Origin of the sequence: Halocynthiibacter namhaensis, assembly GCF_000812685.1 — a bacterium.
GTDB classification, from domain to species: domain Bacteria; phylum Pseudomonadota; class Alphaproteobacteria; order Rhodobacterales; family Rhodobacteraceae; genus Halocynthiibacter; species Halocynthiibacter namhaensis.
Genome location: NZ_JWIF01000072.1, coordinates 12,579 through 32,154, shown reverse-complemented (window position 1 = coordinate 32,154; position 19,576 = coordinate 12,579). Strand labels below are relative to the sequence as shown.

Here is a 19,576-nt window from a genome sequence, read left to right as displayed (position 1 = left end):
ATGACGACCCAGAACACCCGCGAGGATACAGGAATTGATGACGCAATTGGCGCTGCATTGCGGCAGTTGCGTCGCGGTCTTGGCTGGTCAGCCAGCCAACTTGCGACGAAAGCGGGGATTTCTGCAGCAATGGTCAGCCGCATTGAAAACGGTCAAGTTTCCCCTTCGATCAGTTCACTTTGTGCGTTGGCGGGGGCGCTTGATGTGCCACTTGTCAGTCTGTTTCGTGAAACGGCCAGCAAACACGCGGATTACACGTTGGTTCGGGCAGGCGAAGGGCTGAAATCCAATCGGATTTCCCAGGGGCACAGCCATGAATTTGTAAATCTCGCGGTGCATTCACGGCGGGATTTGCAATTTGAAGCCCGCCGCGTGACCTTGGTCAAACAGGAAGCCCAACCCCCAACATATGTCGGTCATGGTGTTGTTTATGTTCAGGTCCTCGAGGGCGAAGCCATCTATCGTTATGGCGGGCAGGATTTCACCCTCTTCCCTGGTGACAGTCTTTCGGTGGACGCTGAGTTAAGCCACGGATTTGTTGAGGTGATCACTGACACCTTTACGTTCCTCACGGTTCAGGCGGAACGCAGATGAGCAGCGCAGATCGTGATGTTGACCTGACCGAGGGCTCGATTGGGGGGCATTTTCGGGCATTGGCGATCCCCGCTGCGATCGGAATGGTCTTCAGCACTCTGTATAATGTGGTTGATATTTGGTTTGCGGGCCTGATCTCAACTGAGGCACAGGCCGGTTTGGCCATTGGGTTTCAAGCCTTTTTCATCACGATGGCGGTGGGATTTGGGCTTGGTTCTGCCATGGGCGCACTTGTCGGCAATGCACGAGGCCGCCGTGAAAGTGCCGAGGCCCGCGCGTTGGCGGCGCAAGGCATCAGCTATGGGGCAATTGCTTCGTTGATCTTGATGTTTGCGGCGGTTTGGTTTGGTCCGTTGTTGATATCTCTCGTATCCGAACCCGGCGGATATCGTGATGCGGGCACGCAATATTTCAAATGGCTAATATTCGCCTTGCCCGGTTTTTTGTTGGCTTACGGTGGCAATGGGATTTTGCAAGCGCGCGGGAATTCAGTCACGTTACAACGCGGCTTAATCGCCGCCTTTTTCGCCAATATCATTCTAAACCCGATCCTGATTTATGGGGTCCCAGGGATCTGGAACGGCATGGGGTTCAACGGCATCGCCTTGTCCACCGTGCTTAGTCAGACGGGTGTGATGATATATGTGCTGTCGCGCATTTTTGGGCGCGATATGATGCAGGGATTGCGGCGTTCAGAATTCATGCCAGATGCTGTGAAGTTCAAGGAAATTACAGCGCAGATGCTGCCAACCAGTTTTGCGATTGTGGTTATGTTTGCGGGTGGATTTGTCGTTCAGTTTGCGCTGAAAGACTTTGGGGAGCATGCACTTGCAGCCTATGGGATTGCCTTGCGTGTGGAGCAGATATTACTGCTTCCGGTGTTGGGAATGACCGGTGCATTGCTTCCGATCGCGGCGCAGAATTTCGGGGCAGGGCATGCGGATCGCGTGCGCGATGCTGTGTTTTTCTGCTGGAAACTCGGGTTTCTGCTGATGGCGATTGCATGCCCGATGTTGTGGTTTGGCGGCGGGTTTGCGATGTCGCTGTTTACTGACAACGCAGAGGTCATTCGTGTTGGGCAAAGTTATTTGCGCGTGGATGGTTTCATTCTGCCGATCTACATGATGTTGTTCGCGATCAATTCCCTTTTGCAGGCCCTAAAACGCCCGATTTGGACATTATGGATCGGAATTTATCGTCAAGGATTTGGCGTTGCCTTTTTTATATGGATTTATGTTGGCATTCTGAATTTCTCGGTTTGGGGGGTGTGGTTTGGGATCGCAACCAGCGTCCTGACCGGGTGGATTCTGGCAATGATCGTCGCCGAACGCGTCGCAAGGCTTGAGATTGGCGGTCTTTGGGTGGCGAAGGTTGGCAGCAAATGAAGGTCTTACAAGCTGCGCGATTCAGGATGCAAACTATAGAGATCTGCCGGATGGAACAGGGTGGCGCAAGTGATGGCACGGCCGTTCCATTCCGCTTGTCGCTTCAATTGCAGTACAGCCGTTCCGGTCTCAACTTGAAGATGCCTCGCGGTGGCTGCCGTTGCAATGCAGGCCGAAATGTCATGGTTCATGCGCGAAAAAGGCACATGGTCCAACATCCAAAGACCGGGGCTTTCATGTTCAAACCCTTGATCCATCGCTTGTGGGATTGCATCAAGGTTAATCCAACGGTCTTCAAGTTGAAAAACGCGCTCTCCCGCACGATGTCGACATTGAACATGCAGCATCTTCTGTGTGGGTGGGATATCAAAAAATTTGGCGATATATGCGGGTGCGATTTTCTGGGTCCGATTCAGAAGATCGTAGGAATACGCAAATCCACGTTGGCTGATTTCTTGTGTAATACGCCGAATGTGAATTTCCAGTGCGACACCGTCGGCTTGGGCAACGCGCGTACCGGCGCGCCGTCGTCGTTCAACCACGCCATCATGCGCCAACTCGCGAATTGCACGATGTACCGTCAGCCGAGAACAGCCAAAGTCTTGCGCCAATTGTGTTTCGCTGGGAAGGCGCCCACCGGGGGGCCAGTCTCCCGATCGAATACGGTCCAATACGGCAGTTTTAACTTGCATATATAGAGGGTGTGAACCGGACAATGTGAACTTTCTGTGAGGTAAGGTTTCTGCTAATGTATATACATTATGCGGGCGAATGCTTACTGCTGTCAATTCGCTTTCAACCAACGTTAGATCCGTATTTGTAGGATGCCATCCACATTTCGGGTTTCAAATGTGATCATTCTGCGGGTTGCCGGTGCCGAGATCGGTTTGCCGTTGCGCACATCAAACGCGCCTTGGTGCAGGGGGCACTCGATGATGTGCCCGTCAAAATATCCATCACAGAGATCGGCGCCCCCGTGATTGCACAGCGCGAGAGATGCATAATATCCGCTTGGTGTGTCATAGACCGCAATAAGGCGTGACCCGAAAGTAACCCGGCTGACCCATTGATCTTCTAATTCTGCAACGGGGACGAGGTCTTTCCATGTCTTTTCACGTTTCATTTCACACCCCCGAGTTGGATTTTGAGGAGGGCAGGTTGAGCTGTTGCAATATGTCACGATGCGCGCCGATATAGCCATTGTGTTCGACGTGGATGTGATCTTTCAGCTTTTCGTGAAGACGGGGCAAGGCGTGAAATGGAACGGATGACACATAGTGATGTTCAGCATGATAGTTCATGTTCCAGCACAAAAAACGCCATGGAAGGGATACCAAATTGGTACGAGTGTTCTCGCGCATTTGGCTGACTGTCGGGCGGCCAACGTGTTCTGTCATGCGAATGAACCGCATCACGGGTTCACCCAATATTAGGGGAAATATCCAATAAAACAAAGGACTATACCAGTCAAAAATAACCATCACGCCGACCAAAGTTAAGTATGCCGCCAACATCAAGCGGGCCTCTAGGAAGACAAGTTTATATGCAACCTTGGGAATGAATCGCTTTTCTGACGCGGTGAGTCGACCAAAACTATGGCGCCAAATTTCAGTGAATTTTGTGCGCCAATAGGGAATTGCTGTGAGGTAAAACAGATAGGATGCAAATGATTTGGGCATGGGGACAAGTTCCGGATCGTCGCCGTCAATTTGCGTGTAGGTATGGTGGTCACAGTGTTCGTATCGAAAATGGGTGTGGGGCAATCCAATGATGACGCCACAAATACTTCCGAAAAGATCGTTCAGCCAGCGCGTTCTGAAAACGGTGTAATGCACGCATTCATGTTGAAGTGAAAAGTGATGAACCAAGACCACGCCGTGCACGAACATCGCGGGGAAAACCCATGCAGTTCCCAAGGAGAAATACACAGCGGAAGAGGTGAGAAGCAGCACAATCACCCATATTGCGAGTCGCTTGAACGCGGGAATATTTGATCGTCGCATGAATGATTTTAATTCGTCGCGGGTCAATTTCCCTTCTGCAAGTGCTTGCGTTAAGGGCGTTGTGATTGGCTTCGTCATGACCTGGCCTCCTATAACTAGGTAGAATCGAGATTGCGATGAAAAAACGAAATAAATGGTTGCATGATATGCATAAGTATAGACAATATATTTTACAATGAATTGTTTTAGCGTGAGAGACGACAGCAAATGCCAGAAGCAGAGCCAATCATCAGCGCCGTTGAGATCGATAAGTTCTTTGGGACGTTCCAGGCCTTAAAAAATGTTAACTTAACGGTCGACCAGGGAGAACGGGTCGTGATTTGCGGTCCATCGGGATCTGGGAAGTCGACTTTGATCCGTTGCTTTAATGGTTTGGAAAATCACGATGCTGGCCAATTGGTGGTCGATGGCATTGACGTACATGCAGATTCAAAAGAGATACGCGCGCTGCGTCAAGATGTTGGGATGGTATTTCAACAGTTCAACTTGTTCCCGCATTTGACCGTTCTGGAAAATCTCACCATCGGCCCGATCAAGGTGCGCAAGATAAGCAAAGTCGAAGCGGAAGAACGGGCGCGCAAATATTTGAATCGCGTACATATTCCAGAGCAAGCGGATAAATATCCGGCGCAATTGTCAGGTGGTCAACAACAGCGCGTGGCAATCGCGCGATCACTGTGCATGGAGACGCGGGTTATGTTGTTTGACGAACCGACGTCTGCGCTTGACCCGGAAATGATCAACGAAGTTCTTGATGTGATGGTCGAGCTGGCCAATTCCGGTATGACGATGGTTTGTGTGACGCATGAGATGGGTTTCGCCCGTAAAATTGCCGATAAGATGGTGTTTATGGAAGCGGGCGAGATCGTCGAAGTGGCCCCACCTGAGAAGTTTTTCACAAAGCCTGACAGCGCCCGTTGCCGCGCATTTTTAGACCAGATCTTGGAACACTAAAATGCAGCGCGCCCCCTTGATAACACGCTTTTTCAGATCAGTTCCTATATCGGTAGGGCTGTATTTGTTCATTGTGACGGGCTTGGTTTGGCTGGCGTTTACTGGTTCTCAGGCTATGGGCTACAATTGGCAATGGTACCGGATTCCGCAGTATCTGTACCGTTTGACCGATGACGGATTTGAATGGGGTGAAATCGCTGTCGGTCTTGTGAAGACGTTACAATTATCGTCAATCGCCTTCCTTTTGGCCTTGGTTTTGGGCTTGCTCGTTGCCTTGTTGCGCCTGTCAGGGCTTGTGGTTGGCACCGGCGTTGCAATCGTCTTCCTAGAGATCATTCGGAACACGCCATTGCTGGTGCTTTTGTACCTGTTTTATTACGTGTTGGGGCCTGTGTTTGGCTTCAACCGATATGTCGCAAGCATCCTGTGTTTAGGAGTGTTTCATGCTGCGTTGATTTCTGAAATCTTCCGCGCGGGCATCAACGCTGTGGCACAGGGCCAATGGGAAGCGGCCAAGTCCATCGGCATGTCAACGGGGCAGGCGTATCGTTATATTGTGCTGCCACAATCTGTCAGGTTTATGTTGCCGCCAATGACGGGCGAAGTCGTGCATATGGTCAAAAGTTCGGCGATTGTCAGTGTGATCGCGGTCGCTGAGTTGACCACAATCGGGCGCAATATTATCTCGGATACCTACATGAGCTTTGAGATCTGGTTCACGATTGCAGCGGTGTATATGGTGGTGACCCTAATTTTATCGGCAGGTGTGTCGATGGTGGAAAAACGTTACTCTACAAATAGTTAACCCTAATCTGTCCGCATGGGCGGAGCAATACAACAGTGAGGAGATCTAAAATGAACCTATCTCGACGTATATTTGGAGCAGCTCTTGGGCTTGCGACTGCGGCGGCCTTGGCGTTGCCTGCGAGCGCGCAACAAACCCGTCAGGCCATTGCGCAAGAAAGCGTGATTGAAACCATCAAGGAACGCGGTGTGATCAAGATCGGTCTATCGATCTTCAAGCCATGGTCGATGCGTGACTTAGACGGCGAATTGATCGGGTTTGAGTTGGACGTGGGTCGCAAACTGGCCGATGATATGGGCGTTGAAGTCGAATTCATTCCGACATCTTGGGATGGAATTATCCCGGCCCTCGTGTCTGGGAAATTTGACGTCATCATCTCGGGGATGTCGATTACGCCACAGCGCAACTTGACGATCAACTTCACTGACCCCTATGCGTATTCTGGGCTGACAATTTTGTCGAACAAGGGCATGACCGATGGCATGTCCTTGGCGGATTATAACACGCCCGATGTTACTTTTGCAGCCCGGCGCGGCGGTACGCCGGCGACCGTGATCGAAACACTTTTCCCCGAAGCTGAATTGTTGCTGTTTGACGAAGATGGTGCGGCAACGCAGGAAGTTTTGAACGGCAATGCGCATGCCACAATGGGGGCTGAACCGACCCCGTCGATTGAGGTGCGTCAGTATCCCGACACGTTGGTTGTGCCATTCACGGACACGTTTCTTGCGACGGGTGAATCATTTGGCTTCCGCAAGGGTGACCCAGATGCCGAGAACTTCTTTAACAATTGGATCAGCGTGAATTGGAAGAGTGGTTGGTTGGATGAACGCAACAACTATTGGTTCCGCAGCTTTGATTGGGAAGATCAAGTCGCCGCTGAGTAAGAAAAAACCTGTCAGGGGCGTTCGTCGCCTCTGACATTTCCCCACCCAATACAGAGACAAAACCGTGCCGAAATTTTTGCAAAGACTACACTGGCTTGACTATGTGATCCTTGTTGTGATCGCGGTTTTCATCACGGCGATTTCCCTGAGGATCGGGGGGGCGTTGAACTATAACTGGCGTTGGGACCGTATCCCAAACTACATTCTCCGCTGGAAAGAAAGTGAAGGAAAATGGGTTGCGAACCTGTTGCTTCAAGGGTTGGTCACCACCATCCGTGTTAGCATTTATGCTGGAATTCTGGCGGTTATCCTGGGTACGGCCTTGGGCATGGCGCGTTGTGCTAAAAACCTGACAATCCGACTGTTGGCGCGAACCTATTTGGAATTTCTGCGCAACATCCCCCCGGTTGTGATCATGTTCATCTTCTTCTTTTTCCTGTCTGAACAACTGATTGTTGCGCTGAATATTGAAAGCTGGGCACGTGGAATCGCACGTCAAGAAAACAACGGCATGTGGGAATTCTTCTTTGGCGACATGCGTCGTTTTCCATCCCTTATTTCCGGTGTGATCGTTCTGGCGCTGTTCGAAAGCGCCTTTGTCGGCGAAATCGTACGCGCAGGCATTCAATCCGTTCCTCTAGGCCAGCGCGAAGCGGCACGTTCAATCGGCATGTCAGGCTTGCAAGAAATGCGCTATATCGTCCTGCCGCAAGCGATGAAAAAAGTCACGCCACCCATGGCAAATCAATTCATCACACTGGTCAAAGACAGCTCAATTATCTCGCTGATTTCGGTGCAAGAATTGACGTTTAAAACCGTTGAACTGGTCGCCTCAACCCGCATGATATTTGAGGCGTGGATCGTGACTGCCGGCTTCTATTTCATCATTTGCTTTGGATTGTCACTGCTGTTCCGCCGCCTCGAACGCTAAAGCCCGATCCGATCATCGGGGTTCGCGAAGACCTGGGCTGCGCAAGGAAACATATCCATCAACGCATTGGATTCTTTCAGGTTATCGATGCGTAAACGTCCGTTATCCCACAGCTTTACACCATCGACGGTCACGGTCGGGTCAATGACATTCCAGGAGATTTCGCCAGGCGCATAGCTGCCACAGGTGTGGAAATGTAGGACGCGCGGATTGCCGAAACCAGACCCGCCCCAACGTTCATAGCTGTCCCGTGCCGTGCCGGGAAAACCGCATCCAGGATGAATGCCCGCGTGCCATGAGTGTACGAAATCTCGGTCAATTCCAAGGCTGGTCGCGACGTGGTCATAGTGACGGTTTGCAACAGCAACGGATTCCGGGTCGCCCTCAAAACCGGTTAAGCGGCCATGTTCAAATAATGCGTAAACCTCGCCTTGGAACTCAACGCTATATGGCGTGTAATATTGTGAACCTGTACCCGTAAGAAAGCCAGGCATTGCCACGCGTCCGCTGAAGCTGTGGGCGGGAATTGGCGTGGGCACGGACATGGGGAAACGCCGAATGCTTGTATCGGATCCGGGGGTAAGTTTTAGCTGTGGTTGCCCGGTATAATCCGTGCCACGTGGGCACGTGACATGCACATTCTCGGCATGGGCGATCGCGTCATTGACGGCGTCCTTTAGATGTAAAAACGCGTCGTGATGTGCGGTGCCAAAACCAGACCCCAGCATGTCAGGGCATAGCGCATAGCTGACCACGATGCGTTTGTTTGCGGGCATTTGAGAAAAACGCAATTGATCGCCAAGGCGTGCGCAAAAGACAATTACATCTGCGTCTTCAAAGGCTTGGCGACATTACTTGGCAATTCTTTGGCTTGGCTGTCAAAGCCAACATCCATGGATTTGCATTTCATTCCCAGACCTTCGGCGGCAGAGGCGATGCAATCAACCACGCGGTTGTCGTAATACCCAAGGGCGGCGGGTTCGTGTGCGACAAGAACAGTTTCTCCGGGGCGGGCCTCTGCGCAGTTCATCAAAAGGTTTCGCGCGCCAAAATACTGCGATGCTGTGTATGCCATGCTGTTCAACCCGGAAAGTTCACGAAAGATGTCGTGTGTCCTGTCTATTTGGGGTGATCGGTAGAAACCATTTGAAAACCATAATGAGATCCATTAGCTGTACTAATATGGCAATTTCTCTACCTTATGTGGCACTTCGCGCATTCGAAATGGTTGTTCGCAAGGGCAGTTTTAGCGCTGCGGCGGATGAATTGGGCGTGAGCCAAAGTGCAGTCAGGCGTAGCTGGCCCGAAGCTGCATATTTGGGCTTTTGCAGGAACAAAGTGTAAACATTTAGGTGTTTGAGTTCTGTAGGTACATCACAACGTTGTCTGGATGGAACTTGAAGCCTCGGCCGTCCGCGACGCGTTCAGCGCTGATGGGGTACTTTGGTCTGTTGGGATTGATGGCGACGATGCGAAAGAGCTCATCTCGAGTGCGGAAGGTCCGTCCATAATCAGATGGCTCCAACCCAAAATGCGGGGCCAAGACTTCGAACATAGCTTTGTCGGGGGAATAGATAGCGCCGTCTTCCATCGGAATACCAACGCGGAAACTGATATCGAAGCCGTGCCGCAGATTGATGTCGCTTATCTCGCCACCTTCAATTATCAGCCCATGAGTTTCGGCGACATTGAGACAAGCTTTCATCATGTCCCGACGCAAACGATCACATAGACCAGGTGTCAGGTTACGTGGTGGGGGTGGCTTAGAACTCACCTGGCGGACCTTTGCAGGTGGTCTAGCCCTTTGCGTCTGCCCTCTTTTCTTACTCTTTTTCATTATGCGCTCGGGCTTGCCATTTGATTATCTGAGGGCATCAAAGCCTTCGCTTTATAGACTGTGCCGCGCGAGACGCCTATCTCATGGGCTATTTGTGTTGGCGTGAAACCTTCAAGCAGCCTCGCCTGAATGGCCCCTAAATCGATCTTGGATTTGCGTCCACGATAGACACCGCGCGCTTTTGCGGCAGCAATGCCCTCGGCTTGGCGCTCCCGGCGCAGGTTGGTCTCAAACTCAGCGAATACACCAAGCATGTCGAAGAATGCCTTACCCGTAGCGTTTGACGTATCGATTGGTTGCTCAGTTGCAGCCAGGTGCGCGCCTTTGGATTTGAGGGTCGTGACGATGATCTGTAAATCACTGAGACTGCGTGCCAGCCGGTCAATGCGGGTGACCACCAATGTCTCGCCAGAGTGGATGAAGTCTAGAATGTTTCTAAGCTCAGGGCGGCCTTCAAGGTTGGCGCCGCTTTTTTGTTCCGTCCTAACCATACCACATCCCGCAGCACTCAAGGCAGCAATCTGTGCATCGAGGTTCTGATCAACGGTCGAGGTGCGTGCATATCCGATTTTGGCTTGATAAGTGTTCATTTTGGGTGTGCCTCTAACATAATGTGTTCAATATATCAGATTCGACCCAAAGTGAACACGAACTTGCCAGGTTTTTGTGTTCACGTTACCCGTCATGTAAGGTATACTCATAATGACGCAATTAGCCTTCCATAACCCAACGACTCGTTCGCCGTGTCTTCTGTCTCTGCAGTGTAGCAAATTGCTCGCTGACAACATCAGCATGGATCTCATCATGAGCCCAGTCAACGTATCCAGCCTCCTTAGCCCACTCATGTTCTAGGTGGTTCACATCCTTACGCGCCTCCTTGAAGGCTTCGTACATGGGCGGACCTCCGATGTCCTCTGGCGGGGTTGCCCATTGGCCGCCAACAAAACGTGGCAAGGGCTCATTTGGCACAACCTCTCGTGTTGAGACGAGGTCAACTCGATGCTGCCAGTAATCCCCAAAATCGTATACGTAACTGACTGGTGGCACCTTGGCGCTCTGAAAGAAGTCAAGTTTCTTTGTGGTGACTTCCATAACAGGTGGCCCAAACATTGGTTCTATCCAGAAGTCCTCACTCTTCATCTGGTATTTTCGGTCACTAATCTGGAAATCCCACAGGTGCATGTCATACCAAAGGAATGCCGCCTGAATGGCATCATGCAAATGCGGTAGGAACTTATCAGATCTAATCTCGATTTCCCGCCACGGTGCGGGATCGATATGTTCAAGGGTGATCTTTAGTCGCAGGACTTGGGTTTTTTTCTTCGTCATGAGCGCCTCTATGCGGCTATACGCTCGAAATCGATCCGTTTATTCAGATCGACCTCGAACCGGCCATAAGGGTTGATGTGTAGATAGATAAGCGGGGACAGGCCGCGATAATCCTCTGGGGACAAACGGGCGACCACATCGGGGTTGCGCAAGACGGATTGCACCATCCGCGTGTTTACGTAGACCAGTGATGATTGCAGCAAGTGCAGTGCGTGGACCGCAGTTTCCTGATCCCGTACGCGGTTGGTAGCGATTTCACCGCCCTTGCCAAAGAACACGAAGCTGTTAGCACTGTTCCAGTTTTCGACGACGTTCAAGCCCTCGTGAATCTCCCGCCGGAAGGCCTCAGAGCGTAGGTAGCGGCACAGAAAGATCGTCTTGATTGCACGGCCTAGCTCCGCGAGAGCCTTATAAGTTGGGTGCATGACATCGGAGCGCGCAAATCGACGCAAAATCGCCTCCGGGTCCGCTGTACCATGTCGCATGGCCGCTGCGTACTTCACCATTTCGTCGTACTGGCGTTCGATCTCTTCCCAATCCACTACACCCGACAGGATCGGCAGGAGATTTGGCAGTTGCCCCCGCATACCCACACTCGGAAGGGCGAGTTTCTGGCGCGCGATGGCCTTCAGGCGCGGCGCAAGCTCAAAGCCCAGAAGATGGCAAAACGCGAAGCCAACCGCACTTTGGCCGTGACTGTCCACATACTGCCGTTGGATTTCCATATCCGTGCAGTGCCGCAAGACACCCTCGATCATGGCCGCCACCTCGGAGGATGAACAGCGCTTCAGTTGAGAATAGATGCAGGTCGCCTGCCGTTCGACATGCCAATAGATCATGACACCCCGCCCACCATAACGTGCGTGCCACTCTGTCATCAGGTTACGATCCCAGGCTCCGAACTTGGTGGAATCTCCGGCACAGGTCGTGCCCGGCATCCCCCAGACTTCCGGATCGCGGATTGCCAGCGTCGCATTGGCAACCTGCGCACATGCCGCCTTGAGGGAAGCAGGGTCAATATAGCGTCGCCGAACATGCAAGAGCTCGTCATAGCTGACATCGGGAGAACCGGCAGCCACGCGTTTCAAGCCCGCGTTGGTTCCAAGCCCGTAAAGGCAGAGCAGCAAGCGCTGATCCCGCAAAACAGAAGGCAAGGCCTCTCGACTGGCAGAGGTCTGAAAGCAGCTCAAAAAACCAGTATCGAGTGCTGTTTCTTTGAGAACATCCAAAAGCCCGGTCATTGGCCAAGCCCGGGTCACCTCGCCTTTCAACGCGGCCAGGCCCGGCGGCTCGGGAACAGGAGCCAGCGGTGTTACGGAAATCCTGTTTTCTCCGCCCCATCGCAGGCGCACCTTATCATTGTCGGGCAGGGTTGAATTCAGCAGGTGAAGCTCCTTTTCCAACTCGTCCTTCACGCTCGCAACGAAGCCTCTTGAATTCTGCGACAACCCCAGTTCAGCGTAGTAGGCCTCCCGTCGCGCGTCGAAATCCTTTGGCAAGTCATCATCCGGGTTGCGGTAACGATCTGCGCCATCAATCCATATTTCTTTGGCGCGGATGCGTTCCCGCAGTTGCGTCAAAATACAGAGTTCGAAGGACACAACATTGACCCGGCCTGCCTCATCAATAACTGCGCTGCGCCATTTTTTGGGAATGAGCCCGGCTGGAATATCCCCCTCGGCAACAAACCGGCGACCAGATTTCGCAAACCGGACAATCAGATCCAAAGCTGTCAGGATCGGGTGCCACATAACGTTGTTCGAGCGAAAACGCAGCGCTTCGAGCAACGGAGGTAACATGCGACGGTAGTGGCTGGCGTAGGAGCTGCGCATGATTTGCTGGATACGCGTATCCAAGGTACCCTTAGCTCGATGCTCTTCAATGACCGCCCGCAGCTTGGCCGCGCCCGCAATAGGAAAAATAACGTCTTCAATCCGACCCTCGGGGTGATCCAGCGCGGCGGCGGCGATCTCGACAAGCAAACGCTCCTTGCCGTGAACCGCGCCAATATCAGCTGCAATGCCCTGGATGACTTTGCGGCGCGACCGTGTCCCCAAGCGATGCACCACTTCCAGAAGCAGGTCGATGAGGCCATCGATCAGTTGCGATCGACGGTGCATCAGGTAAACCGCCAATAGGCCCAGTCGTCGCTCTGGCGTATGGCGGCGCATTTCCGAGGCGGCCTCACCTTCTACCTGACGCGCAAGCCGCGCAATCCATCCCCGCTCAACCCGATCAAGAACGGTCATTGGTAAATTGAGACTATCGACAAAAGACACCTTCCTGGCTGCCAGCAACACGCTTTCCAGCGCTGCCGCGCCTACATCATCCTTCAGTCGCTGAAACCCCGTATCGGCTAAAGGCTCCGAAAGTGTCCATTCCAATTGCTCAACTGTTCCGGTGCTCAGCAGCGCACCGACACGCGCCAGAAAACCATCGCGAAAATCCCGGCGGGCAGCGCGGGCAAGGCGCTCCATGATCTTGTCAGAGGGGACAAAAACGCTCATTTGCCGCGCCTGATCAAAACCACGTTCAATCCAGTCTGTTAAGTTCAGATCTTGGCCGCCAAGCTGCTCAATCATCCAAGCCTGAAGGTTGGCGCGGTCACGATCAGAAGCTCTGCGAAATCCAAGGAAATCGAGAATGCCCGCACGTTGCCGTCGCGCGGTATCACTAGAAAATGAGTAGGAAAGATCGTCTTTCGTCCCAATCTGATCCGCAACGTATGCGATCACATCAGCGTCCAGTTCAACACGGTCGGCGAGAAATCGGCCATGCAGGCGAAAGTAAAGAAGCTGACACGCAATCGCGACCCGCGACTTCGTCCCAAACCGGGTAAGAAATTCAAAATCCGAATACGAAAGCCCCCACACCGAGGCAAATGCTTGCTCTGTCATGTCCCCTCCAGATACAAGCATCATCCGAAATCATATCAAGTCGTCAATCGCCAATTTGTTCCCCTCATGTTCTTCTAAAAGCCCAAATATGCAGCTTCGGGCCAGCTAGGCCAGTCAGCCAGCACGTGAAAATGCTGGAAACATGGCTGGGGCGTGATTTGTTAGTGCGCGGTGCACGGCGTTCAAAACCAACGGCGGAAGGTCAAATTCTGGCGCATACAGTGGACGAAAGCCTTGGGCGCATTGACGAGGTTTGCAACGACATTCGACGGCAGAAATTCAAAGCATCGGGCTTGGTCGTCTGCTGTCCGCCTGGTTTTGCGTTCACATGGCTGTTTCCGCGTCTGTTGGATTTTGACCTGAAGCACCCTGAAATTTCCTTGTCCATATCAACGGATTCTGCGGAAATGTCCCGCCTGCCTGACAGTGCGGACATTGGAATTCGCTATGGCCTTGGCGATTTTCCGGGTTTGTATGTCGAACACCTCATGTCTGAACGGGTGTTCCCGGTGTGCGCCCCGAATTTGTTGGCAGGTGCGAATGAAGGGCAAGCGGACCCGGCGGAATTGCATGGCTTTACCCTCTTGATGGATGAGTTCCACAACAGAGCTGGCACGCCCCCGGATTGGAAGTTTTGGGCGCTTGAAACCGGGGTAATGTTGCCTAAGGGCATGCGATCACGCAGTTTTTCCCAATCAAACTTGGTGACCCAGGCCGCGATCCAAGGGTTGGGGGTGGCGATGGGGCGGGAACCACTTGTGGCGGCTGCATTGGATGACGGAAGTTTGGTGCGCCCTTTCCCTAAAACGGCGCGGTCGCAGTATTCATATTGGATTGTTTGTCCACATAGCGCGCGAAACCACTCGCAAATTCAATCCTTTATCGCCTGGGTGCGTGGTCAAGTAAGCCGCGTACATACATCGGCGGACCCCGTATGACTTTATGCCTGATTTGATCAGGTCGTCTGATGCATCGGCTTGCAAACGGGACAAAAATGCGCAAATTGTCAAAAAATGACCCAGCTGTGATGCCGGGTAGCGGGTGAGGGCACGGATGAACGAATTTGAAATATTGCTTCAAAAGGCAGGCTATTCTGTTGCGGAAGCGGCGACACAGCTTGGGTATTCTGAAGGTCATATCTATCGTTGGAAACGGGGCGAGGAACCCGTCCGCGAGGCAGCTTTGAAGGCGTTGCGCTTGACCGTTCAAGGGTTGCAGCCGTCGTTGCGCGAAGGGTCATTTACGTTCATCGATTTATTCGCAGGGATTGGCGGGCTGCGCCGCGCGATGGAGAGCGTCGGCGGGCGCTGTGTTTTTACTTCGGAATGGGACCGGTTTTCTCAGCAAACATATGATGCGAATTACTCTGATAATCGACCTATTGCAGGGGACATTAGCAAGATAGAGGCTGAGGATATTCCTGTTCATGATGTGTTGGTCGCCGGGTTTCCGTGTCAGCCATTTTCGATTGCCGGTGTTTCGAAAAAGAACGCCCTCGGCCGTGCGCATGGGTTTGACGATGAGACCCAAGGCACGCTTTTCTTTGATGTGCTGAGAATTCTAAAGCACCACCGGCCTGCTGCATTCATGCTTGAGAACGTGAAAAACCTTCGCAGTCATGACAAAGGGCGCACCTTCGAGGTTATCATGCGAAAACTGCGTGACGAGTTAGGATATTTTGTTCCTGATCCGCAGGTGATTGATGCGGCGCATTTTCTGCCTCAACACCGCGAACGGGTTGTAATTGTTGGGTTTCGCAAGGAAGTCCCGTTCAATTTTGATGACGTGCAACTCCCGCAACGCGGTGCATTGCGAATGCGGGATATCTTGCACCCAGAGAATGGGTCTGAGGACCCAGAGGGGCATTTCACCACCGGGAATGATGCGACCGTGAATCCGAAGTACATCTTGTCGGATAAATTGTGGGGCTATTTGCAAAACTATGCTGCGAAACACAAAGCAAAAGGCAATGGATTTGGGTTCGGCTTGGTCGATGGCGATAGCATTTCACGGACGTTGTCAGCGCGGTATTACAAAGACGGGTCAGAAATTTTGGTCAGCCGAGGTGTGGGCAAAAACCCTCGAAAATTAACCCCGCGAGAATGTGCAAGGCTGATGGGATACCCTGAGAATTTTCGAATTCCTGTTTCGGATACGCAGGCCTACCGGCAGTTCGGCAACTCAGTTGCAATTCCAGTGTTCGCAGAGGTTGCACGGGTTATGGCCCCTCATATTCATGCGTTGAAAGGCAATCAGAATAGGAGCGAAAAATTATGATGCCAATGGCCCTCGAATTTTTGCGCAGGTCAGTGTATTGGGGTGAGACCAGCTAAACTGATTGCATCCTGAAGGGTATACAATGTCTCGGCGTTATTATGATTTGCCATCTATGACAACATTGGCCACATTTGAAACTGCGGCGCGGCATTTGAGTTTCAAGCAGGCCGCGCAGGAATTATCCGTGACGCCAGGGGCAGTAAGCCACCAAATTAAGGCGCTTGAGGAAGATACCGGGATTCAGCTGTTTGAACGCAAGCATCGCGGCGTGGATTTGACCCCCGAGGGCGAGGCCTTGTTTGAAGCGCTGCAAGTCAGCTTTCAACGCTTGTCCCTGGTTCTGAAATCCATTCGCGCTGGTGACCCAGACGAAGTCACCACTGTTGGTAGCACCTCGGCGGTGGCGTCACTTTGGTTGTCCCCGTCTGTTGTTCGTTTCTGGCAAAAACACCCGGATGCAAATGTAAATCAAATCGTGCGAGATCGCGTGTTTCATGGCGCGTCGCTGCCTGATTTGTATATTCAGTATGGCCGATCACAAGAGAATGGCTTGGAACAGACACCTTTGTACCGAGACCAACTTGTGCCTGTCGCAGCGCCTAATCTGGCCGCCCAGATGGAAGGGTGCAGTTTGGATGAGCTTGCACAATCACGCCTGATTTACTTAGATTGTGATGACAAAAGCTGGACGTCATGGAAAAGCTGGTTCACCAAATTGGGCTATCATTCGCCATTGCCGTCCGGGAATACGATGAATAATTTTTCCGTTGCTTTGCAGGCGGCACAGGAAGGGGCGGGCGTGTTGTTGGGGTGGCGACGCCTGATTTCCCCCTTGATTGAGTCGGGCGCGCTGGTCGTCATCGGACCGCATCAATTGCCTGCACCCCACCGGTTCCATTTGATAGGGCGACCTGAGGCCGAACTGTCCGCGGCGGCTTGCCAGTTAAAACATTGGTTTCTGGAGGAAGTCAGCGCTTTTACGGATGAATATAGTTCATTCAAAGGTTAATTTTTAGCCTATTGAAACACAGGGGGGTTTCCTCGCATTTTTCAGAAAATTTCTGGAGATAGCAATGAACAAACACAGCCCTCTCAGCGCGGTTCTACAGCCATTGAATACAGCAAATGGCCTGCCCAACGAACATTACATTGATCCAGCGGTTTTTGCTGAAGAAAAGCAGTCCGTGTTGTTTAACAACTGGTCAGGCATTGGTTTTGGCAAAGACGTTCCAGAGGTGGGGGATGCCAAGCCTATCGAGTTCCTTGGTATGCCGCTGTTGTTGGTGCGCGATCACGACGGTGAAGTGGGTGTGTTCCAAAACACGTGCCGCCATCGCGGCATGATCTTGGTGGACAAACCACGCAAAATTCTGGGCGCAATTCGGTGTCCCTATCACAGCTGGTGTTACAATCTAAAGGGCGAATTGCGTGCGACACCGCATGTGGGCGGGCCGGGCCAAAACACACATGAAGATGTGAAATTGGATAGCTTGGGCCTTATCCGCATCCGTACATATATTTGGCGTGATGTGATTTTTGCGAATATCTCTGGGGATGCTCCCGCGTTTGAGGAGGTTCATTCTGAACTGATGGAGCGTTGGAAAGACTTCGACCAGCCGATGCATCATGGCGGAGAGGGGGCCTCTTTCCGGTTGGATCTGGCTGCGAACTGGAAGCTGCCAGTCGAGAATTACTGTGAAAGTTACCACCTGCCTTGGGTGCATCCGGGTTTGAACAGTTATTCGCGCCTAGAAGATCATTACAATGTGAACGAACTGGGGAAATACTCGGGTCAAGGGACGTTGGTTTACCGTCAGTTTGAGGGTGAAAACGGTGAAAAGCTTGATGATTTCGCAAACCTCAGCAGCAAATGGGATGAGGGGGCAGAATATCTGGTTGTCTATCCGAATGTGCTTTTGGGTGTGCAGCGGGACCACGGATTTGCCTTTGTGTTGGAACCTGTTTCGGCGGAACGCACGATTGAACACATCGAACTATACTACGTGAAAAAGCCCGAAGATGCGCCAGAACACGAAACACTGCGTGAGAAGAACGCGGCGCTTTGGAAAGAAGTGTTTGAAGAAGACATCTTCGTTGTTGAAGGCATGCAAAAAGGCCGGCATGGGGTGAAATTTGATGGGGGTCGTTTCTCGCCTGCGATGGATGGTCCGACCCATTGTTTCCACCACTGGGTTGCCACCCAAGTTGAAAAGGGGCGCGAGGCGTGAGCGAATTCATCAAAGACGGTCTGGCCAGGAACTTTGTTGCAGGTCAATGGGTTGACGGGGAAGACGGCCACGTCATTGCCGTGTCGGATCCCGGTGACAACAGCCATGTCGCCGATTGTGCGCGGGCGGGTGAAAAGCAACTTTCCCAAGCGTTAGACGCGGCACAGGCCAGCTTTGAACGCGGCGATCTTGCGGATATGAACCCGCAGGCACGCGCAGGTTTGATGCATCGGATCGCATCTGAAATTCGCAATATTGCGGATGAAGGCGCGGTGGTTTTATGTCGTGAAAGCGGTAAGGCGCTTAGTGCGGCGCGCGACGAATTCGAAGAAGCGGCACAGTATTTTGAATATTACGGGGGCGTTGCGGATAAGATCGAAGGCAAGTGCATTCCGTTGGGACCGGATTATGTCGACTATGCCAGTTATGAACCTTTTGGCGTGTCCGCACAGATCGTGCCGTGGAATTTTCCGGTGTCCATTGCTGGCCGCTCATTGGCACCGGCATTGGCTGCGGGAAATTCGGTGATTGTGAAGTCGCCGGAACTTGACCCGATTGGCCTTGCGATGTTGGGGATGGCGTTGGAACGGGCGGGTGTACCTGAAGGTGCCGTGTCAATATTGAACGGTGTCGGCCCTGACATTGGCGCGAAGCTTGTTGAAAGTCCGCAAGTCAATCAAATCGTGTTCACGGGATCTGTTCCGACGGGGCAAAGCATATTGCGCGCAGCTGCGGGCCCGGTGACGCCGTGTTTGATGGAATTGGGCGGGAAATCTGCAGCTGTGGTGTTTGATGACGCCGATCTTGATGTGTTCATCTCCAGCTTGAAAAGTGGAATTTTCTATAATGCTGGGCAGGTTTGTTCTGCCATGGCACGGGTTTTGGTGCATCGTTCGATCTATGACCAAGCAGTAGAACGTGCGGCCGAGTTGGCAAATGGGCTGCGTGTTGGGCACGGTTTGGAAGAACCGGAACACACACCTGTTATTTCCGCGACGCAATTGACCGGCATCGAAAATATGACATCCCGTGCGGTTGCCGCTGGGGTTCGCATTGCGGCGGGCGGCATGCGTATGGACCGCGATGGCTGCTTTATGGCGCCGACTATTTTGGCGGATGTCGATCCAAACAGTCCCATTGCGCAAGATGAAATCTTTGGCCCGGTGACCTGTTTCACACCATTTGACACCGAAGCCGAGGCCATCAGCATGGCAAATGGCACGGAATTTGGCTTGGTTGCAGGTGTCTTTACACGCGATCTTGCGCGGGCCCATCGCATGGCGCGAAAATTGCGGGCTGGGCAGGTTTTCGTGAATGAATGGTTCGCTGGTGGTATCTCGACGCCGTTTGGGGGCGTTGGAAAGTCGGGTTTTGGCCGTGAGAAAGGGCTAGAGGCGCTATATAACTACGTGCGGACAAAAAATGTCGCGATTTCGCTTAAGGGTTAAA

At 52.4% G+C, this 19,576-nt stretch carries 21 protein-coding genes; 12 read left to right on the top strand and 9 right to left on the bottom strand.

The genetic code is table 11. From position 1 onward, the window contains the following. Positions 1-594, top strand: coding sequence for a helix-turn-helix domain-containing protein (locus RJ38_RS15685; RefSeq protein WP_039019824.1), 594 nt, complete (start codon positions 1-3; stop codon positions 592-594). Further along, entirely contained in the window at positions 591-1,979 is a 1,389-nt protein-coding gene (locus tag RJ38_RS15680; RefSeq protein ID WP_039019823.1) for an MATE family efflux transporter, read from the top strand. Before RJ38_RS15685 ends, RJ38_RS15680 begins: the two co-directional genes overlap by 4 nt. Positions 1,980-1,984: 5 nt before the next feature. Here RJ38_RS15680 and RJ38_RS15675 read toward each other — a convergent pair whose 3' ends face one another. The 3 genes from RJ38_RS15675 to RJ38_RS15665 form a co-directional block, all read right to left on the bottom strand. Beyond that, entirely contained in the window at positions 1,985-2,671 is a 687-nt protein-coding gene (locus tag RJ38_RS15675) for a UTRA domain-containing protein (RefSeq protein WP_039019822.1), read from the bottom strand. A gap of 113 nt (positions 2,672-2,784) precedes the next feature. Next, complete coding sequence (locus RJ38_RS15670; protein ID WP_039019821.1) at positions 2,785-3,102, bottom strand: non-heme iron oxygenase ferredoxin subunit; 318 nt, start codon at positions 3,100-3,102, stop codon at positions 2,785-2,787. Between the two features lies 1 nt (position 3,103). Continuing rightward, positions 3,104-4,009, bottom strand: coding sequence for a fatty acid desaturase family protein (locus tag RJ38_RS15665; RefSeq protein ID WP_238321736.1), 906 nt, complete (start codon positions 4,007-4,009; stop codon positions 3,104-3,106). Positions 4,010-4,189: 180 nt separating this feature from the next. On the opposite strand from RJ38_RS15665, the gene RJ38_RS15660 reads away from it, so the two are divergent. The 4 genes from RJ38_RS15660 to RJ38_RS15645 all read left to right on the top strand — a co-directional run bounded on the left by RJ38_RS15660 (position 4,190) and on the right by RJ38_RS15645 (position 7,559). Beyond that, entirely contained in the window at positions 4,190-4,936 is a 747-nt protein-coding gene (locus tag RJ38_RS15660; RefSeq protein WP_039019819.1) for an amino acid ABC transporter ATP-binding protein, read from the top strand. 115 nt (positions 4,937-5,051) lie between these two features. Beyond that, positions 5,052-5,741, top strand: a complete 690-nt coding sequence (locus RJ38_RS15655; protein WP_238321735.1) for an amino acid ABC transporter permease — start codon at positions 5,052-5,054, stop codon at positions 5,739-5,741. A 50-nt stretch (positions 5,742-5,791) separates the two neighbouring features. Next, positions 5,792-6,628, top strand: a complete 837-nt coding sequence (locus RJ38_RS15650; RefSeq protein WP_039019818.1) for a transporter substrate-binding domain-containing protein — start codon at positions 5,792-5,794, stop codon at positions 6,626-6,628. A 64-nt stretch (positions 6,629-6,692) separates the two neighbouring features. Further along, positions 6,693-7,559, top strand: a complete 867-nt coding sequence (locus RJ38_RS15645) for an amino acid ABC transporter permease (RefSeq protein WP_039019817.1) — start codon at positions 6,693-6,695, stop codon at positions 7,557-7,559. Here the strand turns inward: RJ38_RS15645 and RJ38_RS15640 are convergent. Beyond that, complete coding sequence (locus RJ38_RS15640) at positions 7,556-8,350, bottom strand: hypothetical protein (protein ID WP_238321734.1); 795 nt, start codon at positions 8,348-8,350, stop codon at positions 7,556-7,558. The genes RJ38_RS15645 and RJ38_RS15640 overlap by 4 nt on opposite strands. Before the next feature lie 29 nt (positions 8,351-8,379). Further along, entirely contained in the window at positions 8,380-8,634 is a 255-nt protein-coding gene (locus RJ38_RS19335; RefSeq protein WP_238321733.1) for a hypothetical protein, read from the bottom strand. Between RJ38_RS19335 and RJ38_RS19435 the strand changes: the two genes are divergently transcribed. After that, on the top strand, positions 8,619-8,903 hold the full coding sequence (locus RJ38_RS19435; protein WP_082005789.1) for a LysR family transcriptional regulator: 285 nt from the start codon (positions 8,619-8,621) through the stop codon (positions 8,901-8,903). The two genes, RJ38_RS19335 and RJ38_RS19435, sit on opposite strands and share 16 nt — an antisense overlap. A gap of 4 nt (positions 8,904-8,907) precedes the next feature. Here the strand turns inward: RJ38_RS19435 and RJ38_RS18640 are convergent, their stop codons facing one another. The 4 genes from RJ38_RS18640 to RJ38_RS15620 form a co-directional block, all read right to left on the bottom strand. Continuing rightward, positions 8,908-9,333 carry a hypothetical protein gene (locus RJ38_RS18640; RefSeq protein WP_082005802.1) on the bottom strand — a complete coding sequence of 142 codons (426 nt, stop codon included), beginning with the start codon at positions 9,331-9,333 and terminating at the stop codon, positions 8,908-8,910. A gap of 62 nt (positions 9,334-9,395) precedes the next feature. After that, the gene (locus RJ38_RS15630) at positions 9,396-9,986 is read right to left on the bottom strand and encodes a recombinase family protein (protein ID WP_052245474.1); all 591 of its coding nucleotides are present in this window, start codon (positions 9,984-9,986) and stop codon (positions 9,396-9,398) included. 121 nt (positions 9,987-10,107) lie between these two features. Further along, on the bottom strand, positions 10,108-10,725 hold the full coding sequence (locus tag RJ38_RS15625) for a plasmid pRiA4b ORF-3 family protein (protein ID WP_039019815.1): 618 nt from the start codon (positions 10,723-10,725) through the stop codon (positions 10,108-10,110). Positions 10,726-10,733: 8 nt separating this feature from the next. Beyond that, a complete protein-coding gene (locus RJ38_RS15620) occupies positions 10,734-13,622 on the bottom strand; it encodes a Tn3 family transposase (protein ID WP_156121899.1) in 2,889 nt (962 codons plus the stop codon). A 131-nt stretch (positions 13,623-13,753) separates the two neighbouring features. On the opposite strand from RJ38_RS15620, the gene RJ38_RS15615 reads away from it, so the two are divergent. From RJ38_RS15615 to RJ38_RS15595, 5 genes are all read left to right on the top strand, one after another. Further along, positions 13,754-14,560, top strand: coding sequence for a LysR substrate-binding domain-containing protein (locus RJ38_RS15615; protein WP_052245473.1), 807 nt, complete (start codon positions 13,754-13,756; stop codon positions 14,558-14,560). Between the two features lie 115 nt (positions 14,561-14,675). Continuing rightward, on the top strand, positions 14,676-15,899 hold the full coding sequence (gene dcm, locus RJ38_RS15610) for a DNA (cytosine-5-)-methyltransferase (protein ID WP_039019813.1): 1,224 nt from the start codon (positions 14,676-14,678) through the stop codon (positions 15,897-15,899). An 82-nt stretch (positions 15,900-15,981) separates the two neighbouring features. Continuing rightward, entirely contained in the window at positions 15,982-16,908 is a 927-nt protein-coding gene (locus RJ38_RS15605; protein WP_039019812.1) for a LysR substrate-binding domain-containing protein, read from the top strand. A gap of 64 nt (positions 16,909-16,972) precedes the next feature. Next, positions 16,973-18,127: an aromatic ring-hydroxylating oxygenase subunit alpha gene (locus tag RJ38_RS15600; protein ID WP_039019811.1), complete on the top strand. Its 1,155-nt coding sequence runs from the start codon at positions 16,973-16,975 to the stop codon at positions 18,125-18,127. Then, positions 18,124-19,575, top strand: a complete 1,452-nt coding sequence (locus tag RJ38_RS15595; protein ID WP_039019810.1) for an aldehyde dehydrogenase family protein — start codon at positions 18,124-18,126, stop codon at positions 19,573-19,575. Before RJ38_RS15600 ends, RJ38_RS15595 begins: the two co-directional genes overlap by 4 nt. Position 19,576: the final 1 nt, after the last annotated feature.

Bases quoted from the DNA above. Each gene is read 5' to 3' on its own strand.
- RJ38_RS15685 (WP_039019824.1), top strand. From the start codon at position 1: ATGACGACCCAGAACACCCGCGAGGATACAGGAATTGATGACGCAATT.
- RJ38_RS15680 (WP_039019823.1), top strand. From the start codon at position 591: ATGAGCAGCGCAGATCGTGATGTTGACCTGACCGAGGGCTCGATTGGG.
- RJ38_RS15675 (WP_039019822.1), bottom strand. From the start codon at position 2,671: ATGCAAGTTAAAACTGCCGTATTGGACCGTATTCGATCGGGAGACTGG.
- RJ38_RS15670 (WP_039019821.1), bottom strand. From the start codon at position 3,102: ATGAAACGTGAAAAGACATGGAAAGACCTCGTCCCCGTTGCAGAATTA.
- RJ38_RS15660 (WP_039019819.1), top strand. From the start codon at position 4,190: ATGCCAGAAGCAGAGCCAATCATCAGCGCCGTTGAGATCGATAAGTTC.
- RJ38_RS15655 (WP_238321735.1), top strand. From the start codon at position 5,052: ATGGGCTACAATTGGCAATGGTACCGGATTCCGCAGTATCTGTACCGT.
- RJ38_RS15650 (WP_039019818.1), top strand. From the start codon at position 5,792: ATGAACCTATCTCGACGTATATTTGGAGCAGCTCTTGGGCTTGCGACT.
- RJ38_RS19435 (WP_082005789.1), top strand. From the start codon at position 8,619: ATGCTGTGTATGCCATGCTGTTCAACCCGGAAAGTTCACGAAAGATGT.
- RJ38_RS19335 (WP_238321733.1), bottom strand. From the start codon at position 8,634: ATGGCATACACAGCATCGCAGTATTTTGGCGCGCGAAACCTTTTGATG.
- RJ38_RS15630 (WP_052245474.1), bottom strand. From the start codon at position 9,986: ATGAACACTTATCAAGCCAAAATCGGATATGCACGCACCTCGACCGTT.
- RJ38_RS15625 (WP_039019815.1), bottom strand. From the start codon at position 10,725: ATGACGAAGAAAAAAACCCAAGTCCTGCGACTAAAGATCACCCTTGAA.
- RJ38_RS15620 (WP_156121899.1), bottom strand. From the start codon at position 13,622: ATGACAGAGCAAGCATTTGCCTCGGTGTGGGGGCTTTCGTATTCGGAT.
- RJ38_RS15615 (WP_052245473.1), top strand. From the start codon at position 13,754: ATGCTGGAAACATGGCTGGGGCGTGATTTGTTAGTGCGCGGTGCACGG.
- dcm (WP_039019813.1), top strand. From the start codon at position 14,676: ATGAACGAATTTGAAATATTGCTTCAAAAGGCAGGCTATTCTGTTGCG.
- RJ38_RS15605 (WP_039019812.1), top strand. From the start codon at position 15,982: ATGTCTCGGCGTTATTATGATTTGCCATCTATGACAACATTGGCCACA.
- RJ38_RS15600 (WP_039019811.1), top strand. From the start codon at position 16,973: ATGAACAAACACAGCCCTCTCAGCGCGGTTCTACAGCCATTGAATACA.